Here is a 22,697-nt window from a genome sequence, read left to right on the forward strand (position 1 = left end):
TATTCAGGGTTCGGAAACCACTGTAGCGAGTAAGCAGAGCAAGTAAATCGTCATCCGTCCTTCTAAATTGCAGCGCGAAGGCGCATTAGCCTTTGTTTCAGGTACTCCAGGTACGGTTTCATTCAGTCATAACCACTATAGCGAGTAAAAAACCGATCTCCCTCTCAACAATGAATTTTGACCCTTGATTGCAGAATCCGCCCTGTGTGGGTCCTCGCAAAGGTGCTTTTATGAATGCAGCTAAGCTCTTTAACTGCAAAAATCTGAAGCACGGCACACCGTTTAACGGCTGTGGCGAGTAACCATTTTTAGGTGTGGGAATTTGGCAATTTAACAGGAAGTCTTTTACTGACAGTGCAATAAATGATAGTGAGTGCTTACTCTATTTAAGGTAACCACTATATCGAGCATAGGCCAGTGACAATAACAACCACTATAGCGAGTAAGCTCCTCATTTCTGCTTCCAATTAACAACCACTGTAGCGAGAATATCGCATTCATCAGCGCCAGTATCTGATCATTAACTGAACGCTTTAGCGATAAAACAACCTGATAACCACTGTAGCGAGTAGTTTACTCACCCTGGATGGACAAAACGGAGATGAAAAAGCGCGGTAACGGAGGAGATAACCACTATAGCGAGTAGAGTAATGACACCGATTCCCCTGCACAGCCTGCGTGAATACTTCATGACGGGCGTACTTTCTGTGCTGTGTTCAGGTGAGTAACCACTATAGCGAGTGAACATTGGGTCTCATTCTGGCTATTACGCTTTTTGAGACCGCTCTTCCGGGAGAGACTAACCACTATAGAGAGTAAACACAGCTCCGGGCTCAATTCAGGTTCTGCCGATGGAGAGTGATGAATAGCGCGATTAGCCCTGTTCAGACAGGCGTTACGTATGTTGCTGTCGTGCTGGCAACCACTATAGTGAGTAACGTTACTCGCTACAGTGGTTATTGCCTTTCAGCCCGGCGTTCCCGATAAGAGATTGAAAGCGGAGTAGCATGCTAGCAGAAAGCGTGTCATTGCTTCTTCTGCTTCCTGATTTTGTTCAGTAGCTCTTTTTCTTCACGCGAGACCATCACCAGCTCACTGCTATCCTCTTCAATCACCGGTTCAGGCAGGCTGACGTCAATTACGTCGGAATCGATATCAAGATCGTCAAACTCATCCATCTCATCATCGATCAGGCCTGACTTACTGAGCGGCAGTTCGGCCGGGCGTAGCTTAGGATGACGATAATGAACCCAGAAGTAGACTGATGAGCCACGTCGGGTTTCGGTGTAGTCGAGATAGCCAATCTCTTTTAACTGCTCCATGGCCTTTCTGACGGTGGCATTCTGGGTAATCACACGCGATGTCAGGTTAAGTCTTGCGCGCAGACGCGCCATAGATATCGGCGCAGGCTTCGGCGGAAGGCTTTCAATGAAGGTGTAGAGCGCCTGAGCAGACTCTTTGCGTGCCAGCTCATTGATGGCTTTAAGCTGCAGCAGAACTTTTCTGTCGAACTGATACAGCTCAAAGATCTTGGGATCGGCCTGCAGCGTTACCGTGTCCTTCTTGATGCTGTATTTCGCAGACTGCACCAGATGCGTCGTGTAGTTCTCTCCGCCCTTACTGGTAAAAGTCAGGGTGTTAGAGGCAATACGCGTCAGCGAAGCATCCAGACGGCTCCTGAGCTTCGAGGAGAGACGCACTGAGGGTATGCCGCATAGTTTGGCAAATTCAACGAAAGAGAGCGTTACCGTGTCTCCCAGACACTCATGCGTAGCGAATGCACGAATGATCCCGACCCAGGTTTTGAAATCATTATCCATATCCAGGCGGGCACCCAGAATCTTAATGTTGTCATAGCCTTCTGACCTGACCAGGGATAACTGTTTAAGATCCTGGGTCACATCCATGGCGTTCATCTGGTTTTTCTGACTGCGCGCTGTGGATTTTAACGTCGGAACAAATAAACCGAGTCGCATCAATGCTACCGGCTGGACGGTGTTGTTACTGTTGGGGGTAAGAGTAACAACTTCACCTGTACGTTTATCTGTTTCGCTAAACGCATCAGCTATGTTCAGGATATCTGGTTCTTTTCTTGGCATTAGGAAGATCCGTGATGTGAACAGGCGAGAGCCGCTGTTACTCGATACAGTGGATACTATCACTCACTACAGCGGTTAATCTACTTACCATAGTGGTTATTTCTCTCGATATAGTGGTTGTTTTACTCGTTATAGTGGTTAGCAACCCGGCTTTAACGTAGTCATACCGTGGCCTGAGGCGGTGCTGGGATCTTTAAGGAACTTAATAAGGATCTTAAATGGATCTGTTATTGGATCTATTCAGTGGATAACCTGAGAAAACTAACTGAAAAAGAGTCGAGCCACCGCCCTCCCCCTTTACTGGATCTCACTCTTTCATCGCAAGCACCCTGGAAGAAGCCGTCATCTACGCATAATCAGGGTTATGCACACCGATTCAGGCCAATTACTCGCTATAGTGGTTGTTGAGTACTCGCCAGCGCGGTTGCTTTTCTCGCTATAGTGGTTGTTATACTCGTTATAGTGGTTATTCTTCTCGCTACAGTGGTTACTGACCCCCTTCCAGGCCTTGTGTCACAAGGCTTCAGACGCTGCAGGGATCTGTTAAGGATCTCAATTTGATCTATTGAGGATCGACCAATTGGATCTGGCCTGTGGATAACGGGGATAAAACACACAAAACAAAGAATTAGTTGAGAGTCCCAGTCAGAAGTGATTTTCACCTTCAGTTCTGAATGTGCGGTTTATCAGAAGCACGACTGAGAAGGTCTTTTACTGCTAAAACGATCTAACGCTGAGCATAGGTAAGACTGGAATGTTGCATACACCTATAACCATTAAATCTTTAAGGTTATAAGTTTAAATCAGGCCTCAGAAAATCGGTCAGTGAAAATACAGAAAACTCACCATGACATTAATCGCCTATCTATTTGATAAATAATGAATTATTTTTCATTTTCATGATGAAAACACCATGCGATTTTTACTTAACGTAATATCTTTGTTTTGTCAGTACTCAGAATCTGTCAGACATACTAAAAAAGCACTTAAAATAACGTTCCCGGAATAAATTAATAAGGCGCCAGTGAAGGAACAACAGGAAGAACGACAGTAAGAAAAAATGCTTTCGGCATAATAACTTAAACTAATAAATAGGCTTAGCATGAATGAAGTAATTTCAGGAATGTAAGAATGACATGAAGATGAAGATGAAGATGAAGAGATAGTATCCGGATCTGAATCAAGCACAGCAGAGCGTTAATTCTGACTGTCCGGCATAGCTACATTATGGTGACTTGCCCCAATTAATAACGCTCTAAGCCTTGCCGCATTAAGCCTGCTCTCTACTCCTACTCATGCTCTTAAATCGGCAGTCTTAACTCTTCCATGATTTTGATTCGTGACATCACATAATGATGAAGGGAATTAAATCCCTATCTTTTCTGGATTAAGCCTTGCAATAAAAACCCTATGCGGAAAAACGCCTGACATTATGTTGACAGGCAGCAACGCAGATTATGAACGCTACATAATGACAAGGCATAAAAGGTATAGATTTGGAAGCAGTGATCTTAATTTAGCAATGATAGCGGTAACGATTACTTGCGTACTTTACCGTTATGCCTACTCCTTCAGGTTCAAAAGCACTGTAATAGCTTCTGAGTAAAACTCTACGTCAGCAGTAAATGTTGAGTGAAAGTGCATTAATCCTGGAAATTTTTCACCAGGCCATTTCACGCTTAATTAAATGATTTATAATAACTTTTATTGAATTTTCATGCTGAAAACACCATTAAAAAAACACGAAAACAATTTAACGAGCAACCTGCAGACTGGCAGATGATTTATCAGAATCGGAATGCACCGCTCCGAATCATTAGTCCTTAAAATATTCGTTTAATGTCGCCATTTTAAGTTATCTGTCTCAACCAGCCTGTAAGACAAAAAAGCAGAGCGATTCACTTTCCAGTGATTCACAAAAGTAATGCTGCTTGCATCTCACCATCGCGGAGAAAAAATCCAGGTTTTTGGCATTTTTCTAAAAAATTGGCAGGTATGTGCTTTTTGTGTAGTATGCAAAAAACATTAACGCAGAGGGGCTTATGAAGCGTGATTATGGTGGAGTGCTGGAAATGGCCACACGTGCCAATTCCATGTTACATGGACTGAGTAACCATATTGAGCAGCAGCGTCAGGAATTTAACCAGACCGGTTTTTACCAGACCTTCTCCCGGAATGCTGTCGCCAACATGCCATTGCTAAGTAAGCATGCTGTTGTCGCCGCAATTGGTGATATGGAAGCAGCAGGTTATCAGTTTGGGAAAAAACAGACCGGCAGCACCTCACAATATGCCCTGACTATCCAGAATGTGGTCGACATCTATCAGCATCGTAAAGTACCGAAATATCGTGATCGGCACGATGGCCCCTTTGTCGTATTCGTTGTCAGCCTTAAAGGTGGTGTCTCAAAAACAGTGAGCACAGTCACGCTGGCCCACGGTATGCGTGCACATCCTTCTATGTTACATAATGACCTGCGTATTCTGGTTATCGACCTGGATCCACAGGCATCAAGCACGATGTTCCTGAGCCATACCAACAGTGTCGGTTCAGTTCTGGAGACGGCAGCGCAGGCGATGCTGAACGATCTGGATGCTGACCAGCTTCGTAAGCAATTCATTAAACCTACTGTCATGCCAGGCGTTGATGTGATCCCAGCCTCTATCGACGATGGTTTTGTTGCAAGCGACTGGGAAGAGCTGGTTGCTGAGCATCTGCCAGGCGTTGCGCCTTCGGAAGTACTACGCCGCAACGTGATTGATCGTCTGGCGGGCGACTACGATTTTATCTTCCTTGATACCGGACCTCACCTTGATTCATTCATGCTGAATGCAATTGCGGCCAGTGATGTATTGCTGACGCCGACGCCTCCTGCACAGGTCGATTTCCACTCCACCATGAAGTATCTGACGCGTCTGCCTGAAATGCTGGAGCGTATTGAGTCCGAAGGCATTGAGCCACGGCTTAAAGCCAATATCGGCTTTATGTCCAAAATGACTTCTAAACACGATCACCTGACTTCGCAAAGCTATGCCAGGGAAGTGTTTACTAAATCGATGCTCGACTGCAGCCTGCCGCGACTGGATGGATTTGAACGCTGCGGCGAATCCTTTGATACGGTGATCAGTGCCAATCCCTCCTCTTATCCGGGCAGTGCGGACGCTCTGCGCAAAGCTAAATATGAAGCCGAGCAGTTCTCAAGGGCTGTGTTTGACCGCATTGAATATATCAGGAGTACTCTGTGAGCAAACCTATACAGCGCATCGGGCGCAAGTTTGGTGATTCTGCTATCGCAAACATGATCGACAGCAGCAGCCAGTCGCGCACATTTACGCTGAAGTCGGGCGCGAAGGCCACCTTTGTGCGCCAGCTAATCCTGCATGATGATATTGAAACCAGAACCAGCGTTGACCCAAAAATCAACGGACGTGACCAGAGCACGCTGACGCCGGAATCGCTTCAGGAGATCACCCGTACTATTACGCTGCAGCAATTTTTTCCGGCTATTGGTCGTGTCAACGGTGACCGGATTGAAATCATGGATGGTTCGCGCCGCCGCGCCGCATGCATTCTTTCCGGTGCCAGTCTGGAAGTACTGGTCACCGCTGATGAACTGAGTCTCAGTGATGCGCGTCAGCTGGCTGCGGACATTCAGACAGCAAAAGAGCATAACCTGCGTGAATTAGGTCTGCGCTTTATGCTGATGAACGAAAATGGCATGAGCAAAACAGAGATTGCTAAAGCCGAAGGCATCTCAAACGCAAAGGTCTCACGAGCGTTCCAGGCCGCAGCCGTACCCGCTGAATTTATTGAACTCTTTCCGGTCGTATCAGAGCTGACACTTCAGGATTACCAGCTACTGCTCGATGTCTGGGAAGAGGCGAAAGCGGAAGCGGTTGATGTCACCGCGCTGGTCAGCGATATTAAGCAAACGCTGAAAGCTGATGATTCCCTGCTAAGCGCCAATGCGGATGAGAAGAAGAGCGCGATTCTTAACGGCTTTAAAAGCGCCCGTCGTCAGTTAAAAAAACCTGCACCCGTCAGCAAGACGGTGACGGAAAAGCTGGCTACCTTTACCACAGCTAATACCTATGCGCGTCGTAAAACTAATGATGAGAAGCGCACTGTACAGTATGAATTCAGCCGTCTGCCAAAAGAGATTGCTGAACAGATCGACGCGTCAATCAGACAGATACTCTCCACGTTAAAATAATCCTCTTTACGTTTTGGATACCAGAACCGGCCCCTGTGCCGGTTTTTTAATTCTTTCCTCCACCAGCCTCCCGATAGCGCAATCCGCATCTTATCGCTTCGCCTGATAACGGCTTCTGTTAATTACGCATCATTTCCGCAGGGTAATACTTGAACTCAGCACGGTTTATCGCTATAGCTAAAACGGTTTAGCTATCAGGTTTAATCAGAGGAGTTTTTTATGTCTGTACGCGTATGGTGCCTCGGGGATGCCGTGGTTGATTTGCTTCCCGAAATGCCGGGTCGCCTGATGCAGTGTCCGGGTGGGGCGCCCGCCAATGTCGCCGTTGGAGTTGCCCGTCTGCAGGGAAACAGCGCTTTTATCGGGCGGGTAGGGGATGATCCCTTTGGTGAGTTTATGCGGCAAACGCTCATTGAAGAGAAGGTTGATACCCGCTACATGATCGCTGATACGCAGCACCGCACTTCAACCGTGGTGGTCGGACTGGATGACCATGGCGAACGTTCCTTTACCTTTATGGTGAGGCCGAGTGCTGACCTGTTTCTTGAGGTGCAAGACCTGCCCGTATTCCGGCACGGGGAGTGGCTGCACTGCTGTTCGATTGCCTTATCAGCTGAACCTTCACGCACGGCGACCCTGACTGCCATGGAGCAGATCCGGGCAGCAGGCGGGCATGTCAGTTTCGATTTAAATCTGCGTCATGACCTCTGGCCCGATCCGGAACTGCTGCATGCGGTGGTGAACGAGGCGCTGAGCCATGCGGACGTGGTTAAACTGTCCGACGAGGAACTCAATTTTCTCTGTCCGGATCAGGAACCGGCTATCACCATGCCGCAGCTGGCAGTGCGATTCAGCATAAAATTATTGCTGGTCACGCGGGGCAGGGAAGGTGTGATCGCCTGCTATCAGGGCCAGCTATACCACTATGCTACTTCGCCCGTGGCCAGCATCGACACCACGGGCGCAGGTGATGCCTTCGTGGCCGGATTACTCTGGGGGCTGGCTAAGTCGGGTCTTCCTGCCGATGAATCGCAGCTGGCCATCTGCCTTACCAGTGCACAACGCTGCGGTGCACTGGCAACCACGGCTAAAGGGGCCATGACAGCACTTCCGCGGCTCCACCAGCTGGACGACCTGCCAGGCTGATTATCTTATTGCCCCTGTTTTGGGAGCTATCTCACAATCACTAAACCGGTTTAGCAATTTTCATTGCGCAGGGAAATTACCCGTGGCTATGATTTGCGCCTAAACCGGTTTAGCAAAAAATCCGGTGATGATAGCCTCTCTTCAGGGACATAAAAAAATGAAAAAAAGCACGTTAGCAGTGAGTCTCTCAACGATATTACTTTCCACATCAGTCTGGGCCGACTCCAGTATGAGCAGCATTGAAGCACGCCTTGCGGCCATGGAGCAGCGACTGCAGGCAGCCGAGCAGCGAGCGAATGCAGCGGAAACCCGCGCACAGGTCGCGGAGAAACAGGCACAGATGGCTGAGAAGCAGGCACAGCAGCTGGCTGCCGTGCAACAACAGACCCAAAACTCCACCGCTGAGGTCGCGCAGCGCACCGCGAAACTGGAACAAAAATCAGCCGATGAAGGTGGCTTCGAGTTCCACGGTTATGCCCGTTCAGGATTGCTGATGAACAGCTCGGCCGCCAAAACTCAGGGTGGCCCGACCGTTACCCCTGCCGGGGAAACCGGCGGTCACGTTGGTCGCCTTGGTAATGAACCGGATACCTACGTTGAGCTCAACCTCGAACATAAACAGACGCTGGACAACGGCGCGACCACCCGTTTCAAAGCGATGCTGGCCGATGGACAGCGCACCTACAACGACTGGACAGCCGCCAGCAGCGATCTCAACCTGCGTCAGGCGTTTGTCGAGCTCGGGCAGCTTCCCACCTTCAGCGGCGCATTCGATAACGCCACGGTCTGGGCCGGTAAGCGTTTTGATCGCGATAACTTTGATATTCACTGGATCGACTCCGATGTGGTGTTCCTTGCCGGTACCGGTGCCGGTATTTACGACATGAAATGGAGCGATCAGGCGCGCAGTAACATTTCCCTTTATGGTCGTACCTTTGGCGACATTGAAAACAATGAAAACACTGCGCAGAACTACATCCTGTCGCTGAATAACTTTGTCGGGCCGGTACAGCTGATGGTCAGCGGTATGCGGGCAAAGGATAACGACGATCGCCGTGACATCGACGGCCTCAGAGTCAAAAGCGATGCGGCAGAAACCGGCGTACATGCGCTGCTTGGCCTGCATAACGACAGCTTTTATGGGCTGAGAGAAGGCACGTCGAAAACTGCACTGCTCTATGGTCATGGACTGGGCGCAGAGGTGAAGTCGATTGGTTCTGATGGCGCACTGTTGCCGGAAGCGGACACCTGGCGTCTGGCGAGTTACGGTATTACCCCGCTGGGCGGTGGCTGGCACATTGCACCTGCTTTACTGGCTCAGCGTAGTGACGATCGTTACGTCAAAGGTGACAGCTATGACTGGGCGACAGTCAACCTGCGGCTGATTCAGGAAATCACCCAGAACTTTGAGATGCAGTATGAAGGCTCTTATCAGTACATGGATCTGCGTCCCGAAGGCTACAACAACCGTAATGCGGTCAGCGGCAGCTTTACCAAACTCACCGTTGCGCCAACCCTGAAAGCCGGTGATGTCGGTGACTTCCTCAAACGTCCGGAAATTCGTCTCTTTGCAACCTGGATGAACTGGGATCACCGGCTGGATAACTATGCCAGTGACGACGCCTTCGGCAGTAAAGGATTCGATGCCGGTGGCGAATGGAACTTCGGCGTACAGATGGAAACCTGGTTCTGACCGGGCGGCCCCGGATGCCGGGGCCAGAGATCAGGATGGATAAAAACATAACAAGATTGAGGTGTGTATGGACTATGTAAAAATATCGCGGGCATTGCTGCCCCTGCTGGGTGGTAAAGAGAACATCGCCAGCGCTGCTCACTGTGCCACCCGGCTGCGGCTGGTGCTGGCGGATGATGAAAAAGCGGATACGACCGCGATTGGCCGGATTGAAGGCGTTAAAGGCTGCTTCCGCAATGCGGGCCAGCTTCAGGTTATCTTCGGCACCGGCGTGGTGAACAAGGTCTACGCTGCCTTTATCGCCGAGGCGGGCATCAGTGAATCGAGCAAATCTGAGGCCGCTGATATAGCCGCACGTAAGCTCAACCCTTTCCAGCGCATCGCCCGCCTGTTGTCGAACATCTTTGTGCCGATCATTCCGGCGATTGTGGCATCAGGTCTGCTGATGGGCCTGCTGGGGATGGTCAAAACTTACGGCTGGGTCAATCCGGAAAATGCGCTCTATATCATGCTGGATATGTGCAGCTCGGCGGCCTTTATTATCCTGCCGATCCTGATTGGCTTTACGGCTGCCCGCGAGTTTGGTGGTAACCCGTTTCTTGGTGCGACACTGGGCGGCATTCTCACTCATCCGGCGCTGACCAACGCCTGGGGCGTCGCCGCCGGTTTCCACACCATGAACTTCTTCGGCATTGAAGTGGCGATGATTGGCTATCAGGGCACGGTGTTCCCGGTGCTGCTGGCGGTCTGGTTTATGAGCATGCTGGAAAAGCAGCTGCGTCGGGTTATCCCGGATGCGCTGGATCTGATCCTGACCCCGTTCCTGACGGTGATTATCTCCGGCTTTATTGCGCTGCTGATTATCGGTCCGGCAGGTCGTATGCTGGGTGATGGCATCTCCTTTATTCTCAGTACGCTGATTGCGCACGCCGGCTGGCTGGCAGGACTGGTGTTTGGTGGACTCTATTCGGTGATTGTGATTACCGGCGTCCATCACAGCTTTCACGCTATCGAAGCCGGGCTGCTGGGCAATCCTTCCATCGGCGTGAACTTCCTGCTGCCTATCTGGGCGATGGCGAACGTGGCTCAGGGCGGTGCCTGTCTGGCCGTATGGTTTAAAACCCGCGATGCGAAGATCAAAGCGATTTCGCTGCCTTCAGCGTTTTCCGCGCTGCTGGGGATTACCGAGGCGGCTATCTTTGGTATTAACCTGCGCTTTATGAAACCCTTTATAGCGGGTCTGGTGGGTGGCGCGCTGGGTGGTGCCTGGGTGGTGTCGGTCCATGTTTATATGACTGCGGTCGGGCTGACCGGTCTGCCGGGCATGGCGATTGTCCAGGCGGGCTCTCTGCTCAACTATGTCATCGGCATCGCAATCGCGTTTACCACTGCGTTTGTGATCTCTTACCTGCTTAAATACAAAACGGATTCTGAATAATGGCCTCATCAACACGTCTTGCCGCCATTCTGCAGGCGGTGATGCAGGGTATGCCAAAGGCGCTCATCGACAGCCACTACCCTGGCTGGCATCTGGCACCGGTAACCGGGCTGCTAAACGATCCCAACGGCTTTATCCATTTCGACGGTGAATATCATCTCTTCTATCAGTGGAACGCCCTGGAGTGCGCGCATCAGCAAAAATGCTGGGGACACTGGCGCTCAGCCGATCTGCTGCACTGGCAGCATCAGCCCATCGCCCTGATGCCGGACGAGGAGTATGACCGCAGCGGTTGTTACTCGGGCAGTGCGGTAGAGGATAACGGTGTACTGACGCTGATCTACACCGGTAATGTGAAGTTTGATGATGGTTCGCGCACCGCGTGGCAGTGTCTGGCGCAGCAGAACAGCGCGGGCGGTTTCGACAAACTCGGTCCGGTTATCGCCGTACCGGAGGGTTACACCGGCCACGTTCGCGATCCCAAAGTGTGGCGTCATGAAGATTACTGGTACATGGTGCTGGCCGCGCAGAATACCCAGCTGCAGGGCAGGGTGCTGCTGTTGCGTTCTGATAATCTGCGCGAATGGCAGAATCTCGGCGAGATTGCGGGCAGCAAACTGGGCGGGCTGGACGCCGCTGGCTACATGTGGGAATGCCCGGATATGTTCACGCTCGGCGACAGCACCTATCTGATCTGCTGTCCGCAGGGTGTTATGCCTGAAGAGAAACGCTACCTGAACAGTCACGCCTGCGCCTGGCTGAGTGGCTCGCTGGATTATCAGCAGGCTGCATACCTGCACGGCCCGCTGAACGAAATGGATGCCGGGTTTGAATTCTATGCACCACAAACCACGCTGACCGCTGACGGCCGGCGTCTGCTGGTGGGCTGGATGGGAACGCCAGACGGTGAAGAGATGGCCCAGCCAACCGTGGCGCATCACTGGATCCATCAGATGACCTGTCTGCGCGAGCTGAGCTCCCGCAACGGCCGGCTCTGTCAGCAGCCGATTGCAGAACTGCAGGCGCTGCGGGAGAGGGAGCAGCACTACCAGGGCCGCGCCGATGACGCGCCGCCAATCGCCGCGCAGCGGCTGGAGCTTGCGCTGGAGAGCCTGGGCGATATAGAACTCAATTTCGCCGATACGCTAATCCTGACGTGGCAGCAGAATGAACTGCGGCTTGCCCGTCGCAGCCTGGTATCGGGTCAATGGACCTATCGTTACTGGACAGGGGCTGCGCGCCGGTTGCAGATCCTGTGTGATCACTCCAGCGTTGAGATCTTTATCAACGACGGGGAAGGGGTGATGAGCAGCCGTTATTTTCCGGACCACCCGGCGATGCTAACCCTGCGCGGTCGCGCAGAACTGCAGGCCCGCTACTGGTCGTTACGTCGCTGCATGGTAGAATAAGTCCTTGTTTCACTAACCGATGCCTTGCCGTGAGAAAAACAAAACGCGTTACCATCAGTGACATCGCCGGACTGGCTGGGGTTTCTAAAGCCACTGCCAGCCTGGTGCTCAACGGCCGTGGCGAAGAGTTACGGGTGGCGAAGGAGACGCGTGAGCGGGTTCTGACACTGGCCCGGGAACACCATTATCAGCCCAGCATACACGCCCGTATGCTACATGACGCCCGCAGTCATACGCTGGGGCTGGTGGTGCCGGAGATCACCAACCACGGCTTTGCGGCCTTTTCCCATGCGCTGGAAAATCTCTGTCGCGCCGCCGGTCTGCAACTGTTGATCTCCTGCACCGATGAAAATGCCGGTCAGGAGATAGCCGTGGTCAATAACCTGGTGGCGCGTCAGGTCGACGGGTTGATTGTCGCCTCCAGTATGCTGAGCGACAGCGACTATGTCAGCCTCAGCGAACAGCTGCCGGTGCTGCTGTTTGACCGCCACATGAACAATACCAGGCTGCCCTGGGTCATCACCGACTCTGTGACGCCCACCGCTGAGCTGGTCGAAAAGCTGGCGCGCACCTGTCCGGAGGAGATCTACTTTCTTGGCGGACAGTCTGACCTCTCCCCGACCCAGGATCGTCTGGCGGGATTCAATGAGGGACTGATGCGGGCGGGTGTGACGCTGCGGCCGGAGTGGATAATTCAGGGTAACTACCATCCCGGCAGTGGCTATGAGATGTTTGCCGCGCTCTGTTGCCGGCTGGGACGCCCACCTAAAGCGATGTTCACCGCCGCCTGCGGTCTGCTGGAGGGAGTACTGCGCTACATGAGCGAGCATAACCTGCTGACCAGCGACATCCGCATTGCCAGTTTCGACGATCACTATCTCTATGATTCACTCTCCATTCCGATCGACACGGTTGAGCAGAATGTCCCGGCACTGGCGCAGGCCTGCTTTTCTATGCTGACCACGATGATCGCTGGTGAGGATCCCGCTGACAGTCAGCTTATCCTGCCCGCCACGCTGCGGCTGCGCGGTTAACTGCCGGGCGTTGCAGTGCTTTACCATTCGACTGGCAGGGCGCTGACGCCGCGCAGGTTGGCTCTGTGGTTGCGGCGAACGCCAGCGGCCACGGGCCGCATCTCTGGCAATCGGGTCAGTAATACTTCCAGCGCCAGCTCCATTTCTGCCAGTGCCAGCCGGTAGCCCATACAGTGATGTATACCGCCACCGAATGCCAGACAGCGCCCCTCATGCCGCCGGATATTCAGCCGTTCCGGAGAGGTAAATACCAGCGGGTCGTGATTGGCTGCACCAAGGCTAAGGAAGAAGCGGGTTCCGGGCGGGATGAGCTCTCCTGCCAGCTCAATCTCTTCCAGAGTCGTGCGGTAAAGCATCTGGACCGAACTGTCGTAGCGCAGACATTCCTCTATGGCATCGGGTATCAGCGCATGATTCTGTTTCAGGCTCGCAAGTTCCTGCGGATGAGCATGCAGGGCCAGAATGGTGTTGCACAGCATGTTTGACGTAGTTTCATGACCGGCAAGAAACAGCAGTATCACATTGGCGATGATCTCATCGTGATCCAGCCGGTCGCCGTCACTGCCGCTGCGCAGAAAAAGCGACACCAGATCGCTGGCGGTGCTATCACGTCGGGATACGATCACGGCACTGAAGTAACTTTCCAGTACGGCAAAAGCTTCAGCGGCTTTCAGCAAATCTGGCGGACTGATTTGAGGATCGAAAACCCTGACCAGTGCAGAGGTAAGGCGACCCAGTTCTGGTGCATCAGATTCTGAAACATCCAGCATCCGGCAGATAATGCGCACCGGTAGCGGAAAAGCGAATGCCTGAGCCAGATCGCAGGCACGACGCCCTTCCAGTTCATCAACCAGTTCATTGGCTATCGTCAGCGCCATCTCCCGAAGAGATTTAATCTCCCGGCCGCTGAACGCCTTCATAACCAGTCCTCTTAACCGGTTATGATCGGGTGGGTTCAGCACCAGAAACATTCTGCTGATACCCTGAAACAGCGGCAGTCCGGCTGCATCATCACCAAATCTTACTCTGACACTTTCCATATAATTTTTACCGACCCGCCGGTCGTTCAGCAGGGCGTCCACCACCGCGTGACTGCCGCTGATGATGATCTTATCTCCGGCAGGGATAAGCGGTCCTTGCTGATGCAGTTTTCGATAAAGGGGAAAGGGATTGTCAGAGTAGTCGGGGTCCATGAGTTCATGAAGCTGCATAGCGTTCTCCGCTGATAGAGGATTAGTGCTGGCGCTGAATGCGGGAGAGGGAAGCGAACAGGCTGTTTTTATCACTTTCACTGAGGTGAGGTGCCGTGAGGTGTGACATCAGAAATTCTTTGTCCTCCTGCGAGAAGGCGCCAGTCATCAGGCGCTGGCTGATCGCCGTCAGGAGCTGGGTATCCAGCTGTTGTATCTGCTGTCTGGTCTCGGTCAGATCCCTGACAGGAACAGCGCTGTCTGGTGATGAGAGCCAGTCAGCCCGATAGCGATACTGGATCGCCTTGCTGGCGTTCATCAAAGCGTGAACAAACGGCTCCACGGAGTGGGGTTCAAGCCCGGCCTGTTGTGCGTTTTGCAGCATATGATCCAGCACCACCTGCTCCCGTGGCAGATCCTCAATAGGTAAATGATGCAGTGCTTTATAACCCGCCACCGCTTTCATCACCTGCATCCGTTCATTGAGCGCAGAAGAGAGTGATCCAAGAGAAACAGATGAAACCGAACCTGCAAAAACGTTACTGCACATAAACAGTGAAGAGAAAAAAATTGCCACAAAGTGCGTCATTTGCCTGCTCCATAAATGAAAACTGGCACTAATTTAGGCATGAAAAAATAACTAAGTGTGATTATTTTGTTTTCAAAATGTGAATCACAAGGCGGGTCAGTAAAATGAGAACAGGTCATTAATTTTAAAGTTATTTTTTATCTTTATGGTCATTAAAACTTCACATTAATTTGCAATGCTGGCGGGTTGATTGGATATGACGTCTGAATGGATTCCTTCTGATGCAGGTGGCGTTGCGCCATTTACGTCATCTCTGTGATGCCAGAATGAGTTTACGAGGCATGCCGGGTAGTGCGCACAGGAAAGCGCCATGCCGATCAGGGTTCAGGTATAATATGTTCCGCGAGTGTGGCCGTTTTTTAGCAGCAAAACGAGGTAGGTATGTCTGTATCCGAAGCTACTACCGGTGGTAAAAGTGTCGCGGCGTTAGTTGAGAGCCTGGAAAAACAGGCGGCAAAACGTTCAGACGCGAACTGGCACGAAGGTCTGAAAAGCAGCACCAAAATCGCACTGGAAAAAATTAATGGTGCGTTTGCTGCAAAATGGATCAGCGCAGACGAGAGCCTGAGCCTTAAGCAGCGCGTTTACAGTGTGCAGGATAAGTTGATTGAGCTGGCTTTATGGTGATTTAAATTGCCCGTCGGCTCGCACGTAAATCGGCAGGGGTAAAAAACTGATATTTCAGCACGCAGCGTCGCCCGGCATTTTGCGCGCTGCGCAGTGAAGGGGTGTTACCGGGCAGAATGGTACCGGTCAGCAGTGCCTTCTCACCATAATGATGATGAAGCTGCTGCAGCAAACGCTGCTGAGCGCGCGCGGCGAGTCCACGGCCCTGATAAGCGGGCATAATCACCTCATCCATAATCTGAAACCCCTCAATAAAGGTCAGTCGCCGGGGGACACAAATCATCAGCCCTGCCACTATGCCCTGCCAGATAATCAGAAACACATGTCCCGCGGCGATATCCTCCCGTAATTCCTGCCTGCTGGTTGCCAGTAGCTGATCGCGCAGATGCGGCAGCGTGTGCCAGCTGGCACGATAGGCGCGGTTAATCGCCGTGATACAGGCGGGATAATCCTTCCGGCGGGCTGTCACCAGTGAAATATCTTCGTCGACAGGAACAGAGAGTGAAGCCAGGTCGCTGAGGAAAAGCAGTTGATCGGTTATACCGATGTCAGGATAAGTCGCAGGCAACAGGATGCGCAGCTTCAGAGGTTTCAGCGGCTGCCATGCCTGCATAATGGCGCTAGCGACCCTGTAATCGATGATGCCGTCACGCGCAACAACCTCAATAAAGGGCTGTGCAGGATCGCCACCCAGATAGCGCGGCCCGGTGAGATAACGCTGGCCGTTTATCGTCAGTTCTCGCTGCAAAAAGGCGTGCTGAGGCAGACCGGTTTCACGCCATGGAAAGGCGGAAGAAAAATGGTGATCGTGGCATCGTGTCTGCTGCTGCGCCAGCCAGCTGGCAAGCCAGTCGCTGAGACGTTCAGATGAGACAGGAACAGTACGGTAGAGCGACACCATATAATCCAGCATAAGATTCCTTATTGCCCGCCGTCAGTGATCTCCTGCCTCGCTCCGCGATACATCTGTACCGTTACCGGATTGCAGATGAGGCTGATGAGAGTGTAAACGATGTGCTCTGTTTATGACCATCTCAACCTCTCAGCCAGCACCATTACATCCCCTCTGCATGACGGCTCTGGACCTGCCAGACGGTGCAATGCTGACAATGTGAGCAGGTATACGTCATCTTCTGCGATCGCTTATCGTCGCCACCCTCTGAGCTGCATTAAACATGGGTTACGACCTATTCGGGTCTGGCTGGATTTCGTATACATGGTCAAATTAATTGATGAAATAAGGCAGGGTTGCCCAAAAATTTAAATGGGAAATAGATGCGAAATTTTTACGTAAATAATACGGAATCAGATAATCGGCAGCCGATAAATGGATTATGATAAAGAGGATTTTCAATAATTATAAAATGTTCGATCTTTTTAACACCCGGGGGTTACATGGTTCATATTGATTTATGCACCCAGGAGGGCGTGATGAAAGCTTATGCTTTTCAGACGCCGATGCAGGCAATGACCTTGCTGGAAAAAATTAAAAATGATGAATTTCAGTGGTTTAATCTGGAGTGGGAAGGGCGCCGCTATACCTGTCCGCATCATTTTATTAAAAGGCTCAGCAGCCGCTCTTATATTAAATCGTTCTGGCGTTAAATTCGCTTAAAAGATAAGGCTGATGCACAATTACTTATTATTGATGCAGGTTTTATTTAACTGTTCTACGCATATTTTTAACGTAATGATAAACGGGGCAGAGCCTGCCCCGTTATTTTCAGCGACCATATGGCGTTGTTATCACGGTCAGCGGTAATAATAGTGCGTCATCTGCACAGATACCGGCCTGCTCAGTATCATTATTACCGCTTAATCATTTTCTGCTGTTGCTTATCAGGGCTATCGAAACGCTAAACAATCCTTTATGCAGGGCTGGACGGTTGTGTGCTGCGCCCGGCAATGCGCCGTGATCCTGTGTAAATCATCTTCTGTTCGGCCCTTGACGTGAAACGTCTACTGTTACACTCAGATGACACTTAATCCGGATCCCGACTGCAATGCCCCATGAAAAAATGCGCCTTCGCTCGCTGCTGACTTTGCTTTCCATCGGGGGCGTCATTCTGACCTCCGGTCTGCTGCTGAGTGCGCTGCTGCTGTTTCAGAAGGCCAACATCGAAGACAGTCTGCTTGAAGGGAACATTGCCTATGCCCGCAAGCTGGCTGATACCACCGATCGTTACCTGGCGACAGCACAACGTGAACTGGCCTGGAGTGCGTCGCAGATCAAGGGGCTTAGTGATATTAAACGACTGGAAGGAGAGAGCGATCGCCTGCGAATGCAGTCGGGTTTTTTCAACTCGGTGGTGGTGGTAAATCATGGTGCCATTATTGCAGCAACCTCACCCGATAGTCTGAATCTTATTGGCGTGAAGCTGCACTCACTTGCCAGCCTGCAGGCCATAGCGACCCAAAAGCCTTTTATCTCAGCTCCTTTTACCTCCGCGGCCGGTAACTATGTGGTGTTTTTATCACAACCTCTGTTCAGCGAAGATGGCCGCTATCTGGGCTACATTGGCGGGACTATTTATCTCAAGAAACAGAGCATGCTGAGCGAAATCCTGAGCCAGCATTTCTATTCCAATGGTTCAACGGTCAGCGTGGTCAGCAATGAAGGGCTGATTATTTTCAGTCATGACGCGGCGCGCGTCGGAACAAAGATGCTGCTGAGTCTGGCACTGCAGAAACGGCTCGCCACGACGGAAAGCGGGCATTTCACGCTGGAGAGTGAGGGGCAGCACTATCTGACCGGCTATGGCACACTGCATAAAACCGGCTGGAACGTTTTTATTACCGGCACCTCTGAAACGGTCAGGCATATTCTGATGCGCACGGCAGAAAGCGCCGTCTGGTTCGTTCTGGGCATTATTGCCGTAACAGCGGCCATTATTGCCTTTATGGCCGGTCGAATCGCCTCTCCACTGGAAAAGCTGGCGGACAGAGTGCGCGATGGCGGCAGCGAAGCCCAGGCGGAATCTCTCGCCACGGTTAAAACCTGGTATTACGAGGCTGATCGGCTCAAAGAAGCCGTGCAGGCGCATCGGCACGCCGTTGCGGGTCATCTTGCCGCGCTAAACGATGAAGCGATGACCGATCCGCTGACCGGGCTCTGCAACCGACGCGGATTTTCGGCGCTGGCGGCGCAGTCAGACAGTGAGCATGAACAGTGTGCCATCGCCATTGATATTGACCATTTTAAGAAGATAAACGACTGGTACGGGCATGACGCGGGCGATGCGGTTCTGGTGAGCCTGGCAGCGTTGCTGCGTCAGGCCTGTCGCACCGGCGATATCGTCAGCCGGTTTGGTGGCGAGGAGTTTATTCTGCTGCTGCCGCATACCACGCTGGCTGATGCCGTCCGCACCGCGGAGCGCATCCGTGAGACCGTCAGCGCCACCACCTTTCCGTTTGCCGGAACGATGACCATCTCAGCCGGGGTGGCTTCGCGCAGCGATCAGGATAGCGATCGCGACTCTCTGCTGCGGCGTGCCGATGAAGCGCTTTACGAAGCAAAAGCCGCCGGGCGTAATACCGTCATCATTGCCGGAGCTGAGGAGTTCAGCGCGTCTGATTCGGCCGGGTAAGATTCCGGGGTGGGTGGGACAGGCTCAGCACTTACTGCGTAATCGCCAGCCGAGCCACTCATCCAGTGCCGCTTCCGGCAGCGGCCTGGAGTAGAAAAAGCCCTGCGCCTGGTCGCAGCCGAACTCGGTCAGCGCCGTAACGGTTTCCGCATTCTCCACGCCCTCAGCCAGCACCATATAATCGAGATCTTTAAGCATCGCAATAATACTGCGGGCGATGACGCGCGATGCGGTGTCAGATGAAATTTCGCTGATCAGTGAACGGTCCAGCTTGATCACATCCAGCGGAATGCGCCGCAGATAACTGATGTTGCTGTAGCCGGTACCAAAGTCATCCAGTGAAATACCGAATCCACGAAGTTTCAGCATCTCAAGCCCCCGCATTGCGGTCGCGCTCTCCAGAATCCGTTCCGTCTCCAGACACTCAATGCCCAGCAGCGAAACCGGGAGCTTCGCCCTGATCATCTGTTCTTCAAGCTCGTCGGCAAAACCGTCACGTGAAAAATCGCTGCTGCTGACGTTAATGGTGATGGGCAACTGAATATAGCTGTTGCGCAGCCGGGAGAGCCGGGCGATTGCGTGCTCTGTCACCCAGGTGGTCAGTTCGCTGAGCAGCTCGGTTTGCACGGCAAAGGGTAAAAACTGTGCAGGAGACAGTTCGCCGCGCTGCGGATGCTGCCAGCGGATCAGGGCCTCCAGGCCAATCGGCTTGCCGCTGTGCAGACAGATTTTAGGCTGATACGCCAGCCACAATCCCTTATCCTGGCGTATCGCGATGGCCAGGTCATGCATCAGGGTAAAGTCCTGCGTATGGCGCGTATCAGTGGCCTCGCTGAAAGGCATCGAGGCGACGTCGCGTGTGATGGCCTCGTGCAGCGCGCTGACCGCACGCCGCAGGATCTCCTGGGCAGGCATCTCCCCGGTATTGAAACTCGCCTCACCGGTGTGGGTCATCAGTGCAACCGACAGCCCATCGCCGAGATCCGCGCTGATCCCGGCCAGCTTGTTTGCCACCCAGTTGGCAGTGAGTCTGCTCTCCTGACGTGTCAGCAGGGCAAAGCGCCCGGTGGCTACGGTGTAGAGCATCTCTCCTGGCGCAGGCCTCAGGCGCAGCGGCAGCAGTGTCGCCACATCTTTCAACAGGCTTTCAACTGGTCCCATGCCCATTGAGCGCGCAAGCTCGTAGGCGCGCGGCATATCGATACAGTCAATCAGCACCAGCCGCCGTGGCGTGGTGTCACCGGAGGCGGCAAGAAACTGCAGGTCGCGAATCAGACGCTGGCGGTTGGGCAGACCGGTTACCGGGTCGGCAAAGCCAGCCGAGTACCAGGCCTCAAGAAATGACATCACCAGTGCCGCCAGCATCTTTAGCATGGCGACCTGATCCGCATTAAAGGGATGAGGCGCGGTGTCAGTCACGCACAGCGTACCCAGTATCAGACCTGTGCTGCTTTTAAGCGGTACGCCGGCATAAAAGCGGATAAAAGGCGCGCCAACAATCAGCGGATGCTCAGCAAAGCGGGTATCCAGCAACGTATCGGGTACTACCACGGTGCTGTCACTGTCCACTGCATGCCGGCAGAGCGAGTCCTGCCGGGAGGATTGAGTGAGTGTGAAATTTTTCGCAGCCTTAACATGCTGCATCTCATCATCCAGTACGGAGATAAAGCTGCCGGGTATACCGAGTGCCTGGCTGGCCAGCCGGACGAACTGTCGCAACACATCGTCACGACTTTCGTCGTTACTGCGCAGCGCGTGCAGGGTTCGCGTGCGGCAATCGTCGCCGCCGCTGAGACTCATAAGCATGGATTCCTCCGCACCGGCTGGTTACGGCGCGAAATTAAACAGAAAAATTGAAGGGTATGATGTCATGACTACAGGCAAATTCTGCAAAAAGAAAGAGTCATGACCATTTATTTTTTATCCCACTGCACGCCATTGCTGGTCAGAATAGCAAATCACTTTTCTTTAACGAAATATTTTAGTAATCACGATTCTATTATTTTGTCGTTAAAAACTTTTAATTTCTTAAATATCCTGCCAGTATACAGAGTATAAACATAGTGCACTATATAATAACGCACTAAAGTAGATGACATAACTTATTTTTGTTTAATTTTAACTACACCAATGACAACATCGGGGAAACCTCATGAATTCACTCAGGCATTTCACTATCCGCCGCGTTGTGCTGTGGATGATGATCGTCTCACTGGGCATCGTCGTGCTGGCCGGTGGCTACAGCAGCCAGGTCGTGCGCGATATCTTTCGTCAAATCGATCGTTCAGCCGTTCTGACGCAGCAACTGAGCTTTCTGGCGCACAGCGCTATCGTCATGCAGAGCGGTACGTCAGCCGATAAAAACGCGCTCGTCGCCTCAACCCCGGCCGATGCTGACTGGGATAACGTCCGCGCGGCACTTACGACAACCCCCTCAGAATACGCAACGGTTGCACGTGCGCAGCTGGACAAGGTGACGCAGCAGCTGGCACGGAATCAGGCACCCCTGAAGGCTGACCGGCATCGGCTTGAGGGCGTATTGCTGGCAGCACTGCTGGCGGCAGTGGCGTTGCTGCTGTTTTGCGACCGCTATCTGGTCGTCCATCTGGTGCGTCCAGTAGGTAAAATTCGCGGTCATTTAAAAATTATCGCCGATGGCGATCTGACGCGCGAGCCGGAAGATCTGGGGCGCAACTGTGTCGGGCAACTGGTGCCGCTGGTCAAAGAGATGCAGCACAGTCTGTTGCAGACGGTCAGCGCTATCCGAGACAACGCAGCCATTCTTCATCGTGAAGCGGGGGACATCGCAGCGGGTAACGCCGATCTCTCCGACCGGACATCCACTCAGGCTGCTGCGCTGGAGCAGACCGCAGCCAGCATGGAGGAGATTACCGTCACCGTGCGTCACAATGCACAGAATGCCCGCGAGGCACGTGAACTGGCTGCCAGCACCACGGATACGACTCAGCAGGGCGTGGAACTGGTTCAGTTGGTATCGGCAGCCATCACCAGCATCGCTCAGGGATCAGAAAAAATCCGGCAGTTCACCACCACTATTAATGGTATTGCGTTTCAGACCAACATTCTGGCGTTAAACGCCGCTGTAGAAGCTGCCCGTGCGGGTGAGCAGGGCCGCGGCTTCGCGGTAGTCGCCAGTGAGGTACGTTCACTGGCACAGCGAAGTGCTGCTGCCTCTAGAGAGATCGAAGAGCTGATTGCCGATACCGTGGCACGCGTTGACGATGGCCGGCGGGCGGCTGAGAGCGCAGGAACCACCATGGAGGCCGTGCTGCACGGCGTCGGCGGCGTGAATGAACTGATCGGACAGATTGCGCTGGCTTCGGATGAACAGAGTAAAGGGATTGCCCAGGTCACGGTCGCCGTTGCAGAACTTGACCGCGTAACGCAGCAGAATGCGACGCTGGTTCAGCAGGTTTCGGCGACAGCAGACAGTCTCAGTGGACAGACTGAAACGCTGGGCAGCGTGATTACGCGCTTTACCCTGCCGCATCACCCTCTTGCCGTAGAGCCTAAACGCGTCACGCCTGATGAAAAAGGCGGCTGGGCAACGTTTGCGCGGGCATAGCCTGAACGTATTTTTTCTGAACTGTAGATAATGTCTGTCCGGCACGGAATAACGATTAATATTCACTCTTTTTAAAAGAGGGATGA

16 protein-coding genes are annotated in these 22,697 nt (G+C 52.7%); 11 read left to right on the forward strand and 5 right to left on the reverse strand.

All coding sequences use genetic code 11. From position 1 onward, the window contains the following. Positions 1-1,025 precede the first annotated feature (1,025 nt). Complete coding sequence (locus HFD87_RS19055; RefSeq protein WP_010256943.1) at positions 1,026-2,099, reverse strand: RepB family plasmid replication initiator protein; 1,074 nt, start codon at positions 2,097-2,099, stop codon at positions 1,026-1,028. 2,042 nt (positions 2,100-4,141) lie between these two features. Between HFD87_RS19055 and HFD87_RS19060 the strand changes: the two genes are divergently transcribed. From HFD87_RS19060 to HFD87_RS19090, 7 genes are all read left to right on the forward strand, one after another. After that, positions 4,142-5,344 (forward strand): AAA family ATPase, encoded by a 1,203-nt coding sequence (locus tag HFD87_RS19060; RefSeq protein WP_010256940.1) that lies wholly within the window; start codon positions 4,142-4,144, stop codon positions 5,342-5,344. Further along, positions 5,341-6,312: a ParB family protein gene (locus tag HFD87_RS19065; protein ID WP_010671957.1), complete on the forward strand. Its 972-nt coding sequence runs from the start codon at positions 5,341-5,343 to the stop codon at positions 6,310-6,312. The genes HFD87_RS19060 and HFD87_RS19065 overlap by 4 nt, the downstream gene beginning before the upstream one ends. A gap of 219 nt (positions 6,313-6,531) precedes the next feature. After that, complete coding sequence (locus tag HFD87_RS19070; protein ID WP_022624231.1) at positions 6,532-7,458, forward strand: aminoimidazole riboside kinase; 927 nt, start codon at positions 6,532-6,534, stop codon at positions 7,456-7,458. 157 nt (positions 7,459-7,615) lie between these two features. Further along, complete coding sequence (locus HFD87_RS19075; RefSeq protein ID WP_064689869.1) at positions 7,616-9,151, forward strand: carbohydrate porin; 1,536 nt, start codon at positions 7,616-7,618, stop codon at positions 9,149-9,151. Between the two features lie 67 nt (positions 9,152-9,218). Next, positions 9,219-10,589, forward strand: a complete 1,371-nt coding sequence (locus HFD87_RS19080) for a sucrose-specific PTS transporter subunit IIBC (protein WP_010256928.1) — start codon at positions 9,219-9,221, stop codon at positions 10,587-10,589. After that, positions 10,589-11,998: a sucrose-6-phosphate hydrolase gene (locus HFD87_RS19085; protein WP_022624228.1), complete on the forward strand. Its 1,410-nt coding sequence runs from the start codon at positions 10,589-10,591 to the stop codon at positions 11,996-11,998. The genes HFD87_RS19080 and HFD87_RS19085 overlap by 1 nt, the downstream gene beginning before the upstream one ends. A gap of 29 nt (positions 11,999-12,027) precedes the next feature. Beyond that, the gene (locus tag HFD87_RS19090; RefSeq protein WP_167423801.1) at positions 12,028-13,032 is read left to right on the forward strand and encodes a substrate-binding domain-containing protein; all 1,005 of its coding nucleotides are present in this window, start codon (positions 12,028-12,030) and stop codon (positions 13,030-13,032) included. A 20-nt stretch (positions 13,033-13,052) separates the two neighbouring features. On the opposite strand, the gene HFD87_RS19095 is transcribed toward HFD87_RS19090, so the two are convergent. After that, positions 13,053-14,243 carry a cytochrome P450 gene (locus tag HFD87_RS19095; protein WP_167423802.1) on the reverse strand — a complete coding sequence of 397 codons (1,191 nt, stop codon included), beginning with the start codon at positions 14,241-14,243 and terminating at the stop codon, positions 13,053-13,055. Between the two features lie 22 nt (positions 14,244-14,265). Further along, positions 14,266-14,811, reverse strand: a complete 546-nt coding sequence (locus HFD87_RS19100) for a chorismate mutase (protein ID WP_045139838.1) — start codon at positions 14,809-14,811, stop codon at positions 14,266-14,268. A 381-nt stretch (positions 14,812-15,192) separates the two neighbouring features. Between HFD87_RS19100 and HFD87_RS19105 the strand changes: the two genes are divergently transcribed. Next, positions 15,193-15,438 carry a hypothetical protein gene (locus tag HFD87_RS19105; protein ID WP_010256916.1) on the forward strand — a complete coding sequence of 82 codons (246 nt, stop codon included), beginning with the start codon at positions 15,193-15,195 and terminating at the stop codon, positions 15,436-15,438. Between the two features lies 1 nt (position 15,439). Here the strand turns inward: HFD87_RS19105 and HFD87_RS19110 are convergent, their stop codons facing one another. Beyond that, on the reverse strand, positions 15,440-16,351 hold the full coding sequence (locus tag HFD87_RS19110) for a GNAT family N-acetyltransferase (protein WP_033774047.1): 912 nt from the start codon (positions 16,349-16,351) through the stop codon (positions 15,440-15,442). A 518-nt stretch (positions 16,352-16,869) separates the two neighbouring features. On the opposite strand from HFD87_RS19110, the gene HFD87_RS19115 reads away from it, so the two are divergent. Both HFD87_RS19115 and HFD87_RS19120 read left to right on the forward strand, forming a co-directional pair. Beyond that, positions 16,870-17,043 (forward strand): hypothetical protein, encoded by a 174-nt coding sequence (locus HFD87_RS19115; RefSeq protein ID WP_010256913.1) that lies wholly within the window; start codon positions 16,870-16,872, stop codon positions 17,041-17,043. Between the two features lie 398 nt (positions 17,044-17,441). Continuing rightward, on the forward strand, positions 17,442-19,025 hold the full coding sequence (locus tag HFD87_RS19120; RefSeq protein WP_033759894.1) for a diguanylate cyclase: 1,584 nt from the start codon (positions 17,442-17,444) through the stop codon (positions 19,023-19,025). A gap of 24 nt (positions 19,026-19,049) precedes the next feature. On the opposite strand, the gene HFD87_RS19125 is transcribed toward HFD87_RS19120, so the two are convergent. After that, positions 19,050-20,831 carry a GGDEF and EAL domain-containing protein gene (locus tag HFD87_RS19125; RefSeq protein WP_167423803.1) on the reverse strand — a complete coding sequence of 594 codons (1,782 nt, stop codon included), beginning with the start codon at positions 20,829-20,831 and terminating at the stop codon, positions 19,050-19,052. Between the two features lie 346 nt (positions 20,832-21,177). Between HFD87_RS19125 and HFD87_RS19130 the strand changes: the two genes are divergently transcribed. After that, positions 21,178-22,611, forward strand: coding sequence for a methyl-accepting chemotaxis protein (locus HFD87_RS19130; protein WP_167423804.1), 1,434 nt, complete (start codon positions 21,178-21,180; stop codon positions 22,609-22,611). The last annotated feature ends 86 nt before the right edge of the window (positions 22,612-22,697 follow it).

Origin of the sequence: Pantoea sp. EKM21T (assembly GCF_011800405.1) — a bacterium.
GTDB lineage: Bacteria > Pseudomonadota > Gammaproteobacteria > Enterobacterales > Enterobacteriaceae > Pantoea > Pantoea agglomerans.

Coding starts and splice junctions, on each gene's coding strand:
- HFD87_RS19070 (WP_022624231.1), top strand. CDS start 6,532: ATGTCTGTACGCGTATGGTGCCTCGGGGATGCCGTGGTTGATTTGCTT.
- HFD87_RS19055 (WP_010256943.1), bottom strand. CDS start 2,099: ATGCCAAGAAAAGAACCAGATATCCTGAACATAGCTGATGCGTTTAGC.
- HFD87_RS19085 (WP_022624228.1), top strand. CDS start 10,589: ATGGCCTCATCAACACGTCTTGCCGCCATTCTGCAGGCGGTGATGCAG.
- HFD87_RS19130 (WP_167423804.1), top strand. CDS start 21,178: ATGAATTCACTCAGGCATTTCACTATCCGCCGCGTTGTGCTGTGGATG.
- HFD87_RS19115 (WP_010256913.1), top strand. CDS start 16,870: ATGAAAGCTTATGCTTTTCAGACGCCGATGCAGGCAATGACCTTGCTG.
- HFD87_RS19060 (WP_010256940.1), top strand. CDS start 4,142: ATGAAGCGTGATTATGGTGGAGTGCTGGAAATGGCCACACGTGCCAAT.
- HFD87_RS19100 (WP_045139838.1), bottom strand. CDS start 14,811: ATGACGCACTTTGTGGCAATTTTTTTCTCTTCACTGTTTATGTGCAGT.
- HFD87_RS19120 (WP_033759894.1), top strand. CDS start 17,442: ATGCCCCATGAAAAAATGCGCCTTCGCTCGCTGCTGACTTTGCTTTCC.
- HFD87_RS19110 (WP_033774047.1), bottom strand. CDS start 16,351: ATGCTGGATTATATGGTGTCGCTCTACCGTACTGTTCCTGTCTCATCT.
- HFD87_RS19075 (WP_064689869.1), top strand. CDS start 7,616: ATGAAAAAAAGCACGTTAGCAGTGAGTCTCTCAACGATATTACTTTCC.
- HFD87_RS19125 (WP_167423803.1), bottom strand. CDS start 20,831: ATGCTTATGAGTCTCAGCGGCGGCGACGATTGCCGCACGCGAACCCTG.
- HFD87_RS19105 (WP_010256916.1), top strand. CDS start 15,193: ATGTCTGTATCCGAAGCTACTACCGGTGGTAAAAGTGTCGCGGCGTTA.
- HFD87_RS19080 (WP_010256928.1), top strand. CDS start 9,219: ATGGACTATGTAAAAATATCGCGGGCATTGCTGCCCCTGCTGGGTGGT.
- HFD87_RS19095 (WP_167423802.1), bottom strand. CDS start 14,243: ATGCAGCTTCATGAACTCATGGACCCCGACTACTCTGACAATCCCTTT.